Source organism: Corallococcus llansteffanensis (genome assembly GCF_003612055.1).
GTDB lineage: Bacteria > Myxococcota > Myxococcia > Myxococcales > Myxococcaceae > Corallococcus > Corallococcus llansteffanensis.
The window spans coordinates 1-9,440 of record NZ_RAWB01000391.1 but is presented as its reverse complement, the minus strand read 5'-3'; the positions used below and the strand labels follow the sequence as shown (position 1 = coordinate 9,440).

The window sequence follows — 9,440 nt, the reverse complement described above, 5'->3', positions numbered from 1 at the left end:
GTATCAGTCCGCCGTCCCCGCCCCGCCACCCCGCATTTCCACCCGGGCGGACTTTTCCGGTGATTTTCCGCCTTTTTCCCCGCCATTAAACACTCGATTTATGGCGCCCTGCGTCGGTTAATTCCGGAGTTCGGGTCCAGTAGGACCCCTGCTGCAAGTAAAATCGGCGTGTCAACCGGGGGAATCTCTGGAAGTCAACGAACGGTATTCCCTGATTCCAAGGTAGGCGTTCTAACTTCCTCATCACACCGGAAACTCACGGCGCTCTGTATGCGAGAATTGTTCATCCCCCTTGCAGTGTGAGTGACCCATGAGCATTCGCCGCACCGAAGGTCAGACTCCCGTTACCCTCCGTCCCTCCACCGACACTTCGAAGACCCCGGCGAAGGCCCAGAACGTCCTGCGCGTGAAGGACGGCTTCGAGTCCGTCAAGGGCGTGGGCGGCGCCAACGTCGCCGCGGCCATCGTGCCCCCGACGACGACGTCGACGCAGGGCGCCCCCGTGGGCCGCCTCGCGCTGGACAGCAAGGAGGCCCAGTCGGCCATCCAGACGTCGCTGAAGCACCTCACCCCGCCGATGACGGCGCAGACGCTGCTGGCGGCCAACAAGGCCGGCGCGACCCTGGTGCCCAAGAGCGTCGAGCGCGACGAGCTGGGCATGACCCACGTGCGCCTGGACCGCATGCACGAGGGCGTGAAGGTCTTCGGTGAGCAGGTCATCAGCCACCTGGGCCAGGACGGCAAGGTCTCCAGCGTCACCGGCGAGCAGAACCCCATCCCCGCGGGCCTGGGTTCGCAGAAGCCGAAGCTGGCGCCCCAGCAGGCCATCGACATCGCGAAGAAGGAGCTGGGCGGCAAGGCCGACAAGCAGCCCTCTTCCGAGCGCGTCATCTACCAGGACCAGGCCGGCAAGTACCACTCGGCCTACCAGGTGGAAGTGACGCAGATCGCCGGCCAGGAGAAGCCGAAGAAGCAGAACTACATCATCGACGCGAACACGGGGAAGGTCCTGGAGACCTTCAACAAGATCGGCGGCTACTCGCGTCCGGCGGCGGCGGGCGAGTCCACGCAGGTCACCGGCGCGGCCAGCCCCAACGCGGCCATCCCGGACCTGGGCAAGGCCACGTCGAAGATCGCCATCGCGGATGACGTCTCCGTGGAGAAGCTGAAGCTGAACCTGGACATCAGCCACACGTACAGCGGCGACCTGTCCATCAGCCTGACCAGCCCGTCCGGCAAGACGGCCGTCGTGCAGAACCGCAAGGGCGGCGGCGTGGACGACGTGAAGGGCTCCTTCGACCTGTCCGCCTTCGCCGGCGAGAGCGCCAAGGGCGAGTGGACCATCACCGTCGAGGACAAGGCCAAGCGCGACACGGGCACGCTGAACAAGTGGAGCCTGGACATCACCGGCACGAAGCCCAACAAGCCCCCCACGGATCCGGTGGGCACCGCGGACGACCAGTCGATGTACAGCGGCCACATCGACCTGAAGACCACGAAGAACGCGGACGGCACGTACTCGCTGGAGGACTCGACCCGCGGCAAGGGCGTCGTGACCTACGACGCGAAGAACGCGGCGACGGCCAGCGGCCAGACGAAGATCACCGACGACAACGACAAGTGGGGCGAGGCCACCGACCCCGCTCGCGCCAAAGCCGGCATCGACGCGCACTACGGCGCGGCCATGACGTACGACTTCATGAAGAACATCCTGGGCCGTGACTCCATCGACGGCGCGGGTGAGAAGCTCGTCAGCTACGTGCACGTGAAGAACAACTACGTGAACGCGTACTGGGACGGCGACAAGATGAGCTACGGCGACGGCGACGGCAAGAACGCCGGTCCGCTGACCACCCTGGACATCGCCGGCCACGAGATCGCGCACGGCCTCACCGAGCGCACCGCGGGCCTCGTCTACAGCGGCGAGTCCGGCGGCCTCAACGAGTCCTTCAGCGACATCATGGGCACGGGCGTGGAGTGGTACGCCGCGCAGCACAACCCCGAGGCCAAGTGGAACTGGACCGTGGGCGAGGCCGCGTGGACGCCGAACAACGGCGACCCCACCGACGGCCTGCGCTACATGAACGACCCGACCAAGGACAACTACTCGGTCGACAACTACAAGAACTACCCGAAGCAGACGGAGGTGCACGGCTCCAGCGGCATCTCCAACAACGCCTTCTACCTCCTCGTGGAGGGCGGCAAGAACCGCACCTCCGGCCTGGAAGTGAAGGGCGGCGTCGGCATGGAGGACGGCCTGAAGATCTTCGGCCGCGCCCTCACCACGTACATGACGCCGAAGACGACGTTCGCCCAGGCCCGCGAGGCCACCATCAAGTCCGCCACGGACCTGTACGGCGCGGACTCCACCCAGGTCCAGAAGGTGAAGGACGCCTGGACCGCGGTGGGCGTGAACTAGTCGTCACGCGGGCTTCGTGAAACATCCTGAGGCGGGCCCGGTGTCGAAGCCGGGCCCGCCTCTTCCTTTGTCAGGTGTCAGGCTTCGTCTCAGGCGAAGAAGCGCGTCAGCACCGCCACCATGCGGGCCACGTCGGAGGCGGCGGCCAGCTCGCGGATGGAGTGCATGGACAGCATGGGGTTGCCCACGTCCACCGTGCGGATGCCCAACTGCCCCGCCGTGATGGGGCCAATGGTGCTGCCGCAGCCCAGGTCCGTGCGCGTGACGAAGTGCTGGGGCGTGACGCCCGCCTCGCGGCACAGCGTGGCGAAGTGCGCCCACGACTCGCCGTCCGTTGCGTAGGACTGGTTGACGTTCGTCTTGATGACGGGGCCGCCGCCCAGCTGCGGCTGGTGCTTCGGCTCGTGCAGGGACGGGTAGTTGGGGTGCACCGCGTGCGCCATGTCCGCGCTCACCAGGAACGAGCGGCGGATGCTCCGGTGGAACGCGTCCGCCCGGCCGTCCGAGTGCCCCTGGACGATGCGCTCCAGCAGGTCCTTCAGGAACGGCGACGCGGCGCCCTGCGCGCTGCGGCTGCCGCACTCCTCGTGGTCATAGAGCACCACGCCGCAGGTGGCCTCGCGCGGGCCGCCCGGCGACAGGAGCGCGGTGAGGCCGGTGTGGCAGCTGGCCAGGTTGTCCAGGCGGGACGCGTGGAGGAACTCCCCGTGCAGGCCCGAGCGCGTGGACGGCTGCACGTCGTAGAGGCACAGGTCGTAGCCCAGGAGGTCGTCCGCGGCCGCCGTCACACCCTCCTTCGCCAGCTCCTCCACCAGCAGCGCCCGCAGCTCCGCGGGGCCCGCGCTCTCCAGGCCCAGCACCGGCACCATGTGCTCCTGCGGGTTGAGCTTCAGCCCGTCGGTGTTGACGCCGCGGTTCAGGTGGATGGCCAGGTTGGGCACGCGCAGCAGCGGCCGGCGGAAGTCCACCAGGTAGTGCTGGGGACGGCCGTTGTTCAGCACCACCACGCGGCCCGCGAGCGACAGGTCGCGGTCCGTCCACGTGTGCAGCAGCACCCCGCCGTAGATTTCCACGCCGAGCTGCTGGTAGCCGTGGCGGTTGACGGGCGAGTTCGGCTTGAGGCGCAGGTTGGGCGAGTCCGTGTGCGAGCCCACCAGCCGGAAGCCGGTGGCGTCCGTGGGCTTCGTGCCCAACTGGAAGGCGGCGATGCTCGTGTCGCCGCGAACGACGAAGACCTTGTCCCCGGGCTTGAGGGACCAGGACTCCCGTTCGTCGAGCGCGCGGTACCCCGCGGCGGTGAGGCGGCGCGCCGTCTCCCGCACGGCGTGGTACGGCGTGGGCGACGCGTCGATGTACTGGAGGAGGTCTCCGGCCTGCTTGTCGGTGTCGGTGGGGCTCATGGGCCCGGCACGCTAACGCCGTCCGGCCCCGGTGCCACGTCCCAGTGTCGTTCCCCCGACAGGCGGACGTGCGCCCGGCGGCAGGATGGTGGAGGAGGCACGCGTCTTCGGCCCGGCGTCCAGGAACGTCCCCAGCAGCACCCACCGGCGCGCGGCGTCCTCGCGGGCCTTCTTCGCGGCCAGCGGCGTCGTGTAGTGCCAGAAGGGCAGCCGGTACACGGTGATGCCACCCACCGTGCTGACCTTCGTCAATTCGGAGAAGTGCCCGTCCTTCGCGTACACGAGGTACTGGTGGTCCACGGCGGGCATCGTCAGGCTGACGTGCATGTCCACGTAGCCGTCGCGCGCGTCGGCCTCCTCCGGGTGGTGGTCGTTGTGCGGGCCCGTGTAGTCGCCGGGCCCGTAGCAGAGCACCTGGATGCCCCACGAACGCTTGAGCGCCCGGCCGCTCACCGCCGCCGCGAAGCCCGCGAACGTGTCCGAGCGCAGGAGCGCCACCAGCCCCACCTCTTCCGCCGCGCGCCACGAGCGCGAGCGCCGGCTCTCCAGGAGCGCGGTGCGCACCCGCACCGTCTTGGGTAGCGCCTCCGTGTAGTTCTCCACCATGCCGGAGATGGAGTCCTCCGGGATGGGGTCCTCCATCGTCACGAGCGTGTCGCGCAGCGCCGCGTCCAGCACGTCGCGGGCCTCCGCGGCCTTCTTCACGTCGATGACGCCTTGCAGCGCGACGAAGGGGCGCGTGGGGTCCAGGAGCGCGCCACACGTCTCGGGGTCTCGACCTTCGAGAATGCGGCGGCCTCGGGGGGTGAGCAGGTCGGCGAACTGGGTGGGAAAGCGCGGGGCCATGGCGCGCACCATAGCGGTCCGGGGGTGGAACGCACGCGCTGGAGGAGGGCGTCCAGGCAACTCCCCTGCCCGCCCGGCGGATAATCCGTTACCCGAAATCCACGGTAGAAGGTGTCCATGACGTCCATCCGCAACCGCCCCACCGCTGTGCCCCCCGCAGCGTCTTCCCGCACGCAGGCCCCGGCCGCGCAGCCGGCCCGGACCAACCAGGTCACGCAGGTGTCGCGCGCGGACGTGCTCAACCGTGCGGAGCTGGCGCGGGTCCGCTCGACGCAGCCTCCGGCGGCGCCGGTGGCGGGCGCGTGGCGCGGCGGCCCGAACACCGAGGTGGGCCGGGCCATCCAGACGATGCGCGCGCGGCTCCAGGACGTGAACATCACCATCAAGGGTGACACGCCCTCGAGCCTGTTCGACCGCGCCATCCTGGACAACAAGCACGTCACGAACGAGCAGATCCTGGAGATGTCCAAGGTGAAGCTGGAGCAGCTCGCCACGGATCCGAAGGACCGCGCGAAGGTGCTGGAGAAGGTGCCCAACGCGCGCGAGCTGCCGGTGCACAAGTTCACCGTGGCGATGCTGTCCGCGGTGACGGGCATCGACCGCGCCGCGCTGTCGGAGGCCTGCCCCGACCTGGGGCTCACGGGCGCGCCGGGCACGCCGCTGCTCTACGCCGCCAAGACGGAGCGCATGCAGCGCTCCACCGCCCTGCACGACTTCACCGACTACATGCGCGGCGCGGGCGTGAAGGGCATGAACAAGGCCGTCTGGGGCGTGGAGAACCGCATCCTCTCCGCCATCGTCTCCGCGGCGGGCGGCGGCCGGTACTAGGAGGCCCGAAGCCTCCCGGCCGTGAGGGGCGGGCTCAGTCGTCCGAGCCGCCCCCGGCCAGCTTCTGACGCGCGGACTCCAGCCGCATCATCCGCACCCGGGACGCGAGCTCGAGCAGGCGCCGGTCCCGCTGCCACCGCTCCCGCGTCTCCACGTCCACGCCCTCCCAGGCCGTCTCGCAGCGCTCCAGCGCGCGCTGCAGTTGGGTGAAGGCGCCGCCCAGCGCCACGTGGACGCCGGGGTCGCTGGGGTCCTCCTGCGCCAGCGCCCGCATCAGCACCGCCAGGGAGACCAGCTCCTCGCGCAGCGCCACCGGCCAGCCGCAGCGGCGGCCCACCTTCACCAGCCAGCCCAGCACCGCCAGGTTGACGTGGCAGTCCTCCGCGGTGCGGAACGGGCGGAGGTAGCGCGTGTAGCCATCCCCCGGCAGCACGTCCTCCGCGCTCACGGTGACGCCCTCCAGCCGCAGCGCCGCGTGGGGCACCTCCGGCACGAAGGACAGCGCCGGCAGCGGCTCCACGTTCACGCCGGGCCGCTTCGCGTCCACCTTCACCATGCGCAGGCGGTTGCGGCCCTGCGCATCGCGGCCCTCGGTGGCGACCACCAGGAGCACCTCCGCGTGCGTGCCCAGGGTGACGTAGGTCTTCTGCCCGTCGAGCCGCCAGCCGGTGCCCTCCGGCGTGAGCGTCGTTTCAATCGCGTTGGGGTGCCCGCCGCCGGGCTCGGTGGCGCAGAGTGCGCCGCGCTGGTCCCCCGGGAGCTGGGGGAAGAGGGAGCGCAGTGCCGCGTGGTAGCCGGAGGCGAACGCGAACCCCAGCCGGTCCATGCGGAACCCGCTGGCGAGCGCCTGATCCGCGGGGGCCGGGAAGCGCGGCAGCACCGCGAGGTGCCGGCGCCACCAGGCCTCCACGGAGTCGAGCGAGGGAGACTCGGGGGCTTCGGTGAGCAGCAGGCGCAGGACGTCTTTCACGCCTCCACTCTAATGCCCGCCCCCGGAACGCGCGCGGCGTTTGGCGCTCAGCTCGCGGCGCGGCGACCCCGGCCCGCGGACTTCGAGCGGGAGGTCGCCGGGGACTTCGACTTCGAGGCGGCCTTGGACTTGGAGGCCGCCTTGGACTTGGAGGCCGCCTTGGACTTGGACTTCGACGGGGCCTTGGCGGAGCGCTTGGCCTTGCTCGCGGACTTCTTGCGGCGCGCGGGGGCCTTCTTCTCCGGGGCGAGGATGGTGCCCCGGCACGAGGGCGTGCCGCAGCGGCAGACGTAGAGCCCCTCGGCGTCGTCGCCCATCTCCGGCGTGCGCTCGTAGGCGTAGTCGTACGTCAGCTCCTCGCCCGGTTCGATGGCGCGCAGCGCGTAGATGTGGATGTGGCCCTTGTCGATGAGCGACTGGCAGTTGGGCTCGCACGAGTGGTTGATGTAGCGCGACTCGTTGTGCACCGTGCCCGCGTCCAGCACCGTGTCGTCGTCCAGGTTGAAGAGGAAGGTGTGGTGGCGCTCCATCGACTCGTCGTCGTAGCGCACGTCCGCCTCGGCCTGGGTGATGCGCTCACCGATGTACTCGATGATGCGCGCCCCCTTGCGGATGCGGCGGGTGGCGAAGGCACCGAGCCCCTGGATGGGAGACTGGCGCAGCTCGAAGGGGATCGACGGGGTCGGCTGGAAGGAAGGAGAAGTCATCATCGGGATGGGAGCGGCTGGGGCGGGGTGCAGGTTCGGCCAGGACGCTGCCTTGAGGCGCGGTGTAGCGTGCCGCAGTCAAGCCCGCGAAGAAAGGCACTCGAACATGCGGTGGTGGCTCGTGGTGGGAGCGGTGAACGCTTTCCTGTCCGTGGCGGCGGGAGCCTTCGGGGCGCATGCGTTGCGCGCCCGACTTCCCCAGGACCTGCAGGTCATCTTCGAAACAGGCGCGCGCTACCACATGTACCACGCGCTCGCGCTGGTGGCCGTGGGACTGCTGGGCCTGACGCGCCCCTCGCCGCTCCTGTCCGCCGCGGGCTGGGCGATGCTCGCGGGCATCGTCCTGTTCTCCGGCAGCCTCTATGCGCTCGCCCTCTCCGGGGTGCGCGTGCTGGGCGCCGTCACCCCGCTGGGCGGTTTGGGGTTCCTCGCGGGCTGGGTCCTCTTCGCCATCGCCGCGTGGCGCACGGCGCCGTGAGGCGCGGTCACTCCCTCAGCAGGGGCGGCAGCGGGTAGATGAGGTCCAGGTCGCGGTGGTTGCGCAGCCCGCAGGCCTCGCGCTGCACGGTGAGGTTCCAGCGCAGCCGCTCCGCCTCCTTCCAGAGCGCGCGGTAGCCCGCGTAGCGCTCCACCCGTGAGAGGCCGCTCGACGCGCGCAGCTCGCGCTCGGAGCGGGAGAGCGCGTCGAGGGCCTTCTCCAGGCTGTCCCCGGAGCGGCGCAGCCCGGAGGCGCGCTCGCGCTGGAAGTCCACCTCGACAGGCAGCAGGGTCTCGACTTTCACCGGACGGGCCATGGCCTCCCCCTAACAGCGAGGCGGTGGCTTCGCAGGCCGCGCCGGGAGGGCCCCGGGAGGCGGCGCGGCCCCCTCACCCTGGACCCCACCGGGCGGGCAGGCGGGTCAGGCGGGCGGCGTCGGCGCTCCCTGGCGCCAGACCTCGCGCGCCCAGGCGAGGCCCGCGCCCAGCACCATCCCGTTGCGCACGAGCAGCAGCACCGTGTGCGGCCACTGGAGGCCGGAGTAGTACGTGCTTCCCGCGAACAGGCCCCGGGTGATGGCCGCGGCGATCAGCAGCACGACGGACGGCCCCACCGCGCCGGAGAGCAGCGCGAGCGCGGCGGCGCCGGTGAGCCAGATGAGGTACTGCGGGCTCAGCACCGGGTTGAGGATGACGAAGGCCACGAGCGGCACCAGCGCCAGCCGGGCCAGGTCCTCGATGTGCTGGGGCGGCTTGCGCCACGCGCCCCGCACGGACACCCCCGCGGCCAGCAGCGAGCCCGCCACCCAGACGTAGCGGGTGAGGACGCGCACCGCTTCCGCTGCGGGGCCGTGCAGCTCATAGGAGGCCGGCGCGTTGACCCACTGCGCCTGGACGAGCCCCAGGAGCTTCGCGGCCCACAGCAGGCCCGCGCTCAGCGACTCCACCTGGAGCCCCCGGTCGACGTGGAACGACGCGAACCGCCACCACGGCCACAGGAGGCCCAGCGGAAGCAGCGGCAGCACGCCCACGGCGAGGCCGGTCAGCAACGCCCGCGTGGGCTTCAGGCCCCGCCGCCAGCACACGGCCAGGGCCAGCGGGACGAGCACCGCCGGGTACAACTTGGTGACGGTGCCCACCGCGAGCGCGACGCCCGCCCACCCCTCGCGCCGCCGCATCAGGGCCACCAGCGCGGCCAGGACGAACACCGCCGGGATGAGGTCGTAGCGCTTGAGGTAGTGGATGCTCTGGATCCAGCTTGTGACGCTGTACGCGGCGAGCGGCACCCACGCGCGAAAGGACGTGCCCCAGCGCCGCACGCCCTCGGACAGCAGGAGCCACTTGATGCACGCGTCGAAGAGCGTGAGCTGCAGGCCGAAGGCGAGGATGAAGCCGCGCTCGTCGCCGCCCACCCAGGCGGCGGGCACGAACCACAGGAGCGCGTAGGGCGGGTATTCGAAGCGGAAATCGACGTTGGGAGTCGCGCCCTCCAGGAAGGCGTGGGCCGTCCTGAAGTACAGGTACAGGTCGCCCGCGCGCGGAGAGAACGCGTAATAGGCGAGCGGCAACACGCTCACGACGAGCGCGAGCCAGTGCAGGGGGCCGGGCCGGAAGCGGAAGGGTGCGGACGAAGTCGGAGCGGACACGAGCCACCACTCTGCCCGCGCGGCCCGGGCGCTGTCGCTGGGAAAGGCGTCCGCCGCCTCCCCCGCCCCCCGTGCCTCCCGCCGCCCGGGATGCGCGGCGGCACCCGACCCGCTAGGTTTGCCCCTCCCGTGCCTACGACGCTCCAC

General features: G+C 70.6%; 9 protein-coding genes. 3 read left to right on the top strand and 6 right to left on the bottom strand.

Features of this window, described 5'->3' with window-relative positions:
* Positions 1-310 precede the first annotated feature (310 nt).
* Positions 311-2,419: a M4 family metallopeptidase gene (locus D7V93_RS29395; RefSeq protein WP_120646540.1), complete on the top strand. Its 2,109-nt coding sequence runs from the start codon at positions 311-313 to the stop codon at positions 2,417-2,419.
* An 89-nt stretch (positions 2,420-2,508) separates the two neighbouring features.
* On the opposite strand, the gene D7V93_RS29390 is transcribed toward D7V93_RS29395, so the two are convergent.
* Positions 2,509-3,819 (bottom strand): M18 family aminopeptidase, encoded by a 1,311-nt coding sequence (locus D7V93_RS29390; RefSeq protein WP_120646539.1) that lies wholly within the window; start codon positions 3,817-3,819, stop codon positions 2,509-2,511.
* A gap of 12 nt (positions 3,820-3,831) precedes the next feature.
* On the bottom strand, positions 3,832-4,665 hold the full coding sequence (locus D7V93_RS29385) for a zinc-binding metallopeptidase family protein (protein WP_167509514.1): 834 nt from the start codon (positions 4,663-4,665) through the stop codon (positions 3,832-3,834).
* Positions 4,666-4,782: 117 nt separating this feature from the next.
* Between D7V93_RS29385 and D7V93_RS29380 the strand changes: the two genes are divergently transcribed.
* Positions 4,783-5,493, top strand: coding sequence for a hypothetical protein (locus D7V93_RS29380; RefSeq protein ID WP_120646537.1), 711 nt, complete (start codon positions 4,783-4,785; stop codon positions 5,491-5,493).
* 34 nt (positions 5,494-5,527) lie between these two features.
* On the opposite strand, the gene D7V93_RS29375 is transcribed toward D7V93_RS29380, so the two are convergent.
* Together D7V93_RS29375 and D7V93_RS29370 are read right to left on the bottom strand one after the other, a co-directional pair.
* Positions 5,528-6,463 (bottom strand): acyl-CoA dehydrogenase family protein, encoded by a 936-nt coding sequence (locus D7V93_RS29375; RefSeq protein ID WP_120646536.1) that lies wholly within the window; start codon positions 6,461-6,463, stop codon positions 5,528-5,530.
* Between the two features lie 47 nt (positions 6,464-6,510).
* Positions 6,511-7,170, bottom strand: a complete 660-nt coding sequence (locus tag D7V93_RS29370) for an SET domain-containing protein (RefSeq protein ID WP_120646542.1) — start codon at positions 7,168-7,170, stop codon at positions 6,511-6,513.
* A gap of 106 nt (positions 7,171-7,276) precedes the next feature.
* Between D7V93_RS29370 and D7V93_RS29365 the strand changes: the two genes are divergently transcribed.
* Positions 7,277-7,648 carry a DUF423 domain-containing protein gene (locus tag D7V93_RS29365; protein WP_120646535.1) on the top strand — a complete coding sequence of 124 codons (372 nt, stop codon included), beginning with the start codon at positions 7,277-7,279 and terminating at the stop codon, positions 7,646-7,648.
* A 7-nt stretch (positions 7,649-7,655) separates the two neighbouring features.
* On the opposite strand, the gene D7V93_RS29360 is transcribed toward D7V93_RS29365, so the two are convergent.
* Entirely contained in the window at positions 7,656-7,952 is a 297-nt protein-coding gene (locus D7V93_RS29360) for a hypothetical protein (protein ID WP_244237584.1), read from the bottom strand.
* 117 nt (positions 7,953-8,069) lie between these two features.
* The gene (locus tag D7V93_RS29355; RefSeq protein WP_244237583.1) at positions 8,070-9,293 is read right to left on the bottom strand and encodes a glycosyltransferase family 87 protein; all 1,224 of its coding nucleotides are present in this window, start codon (positions 9,291-9,293) and stop codon (positions 8,070-8,072) included.
* Between the last annotated feature and the right edge of the window lie 147 nt (positions 9,294-9,440).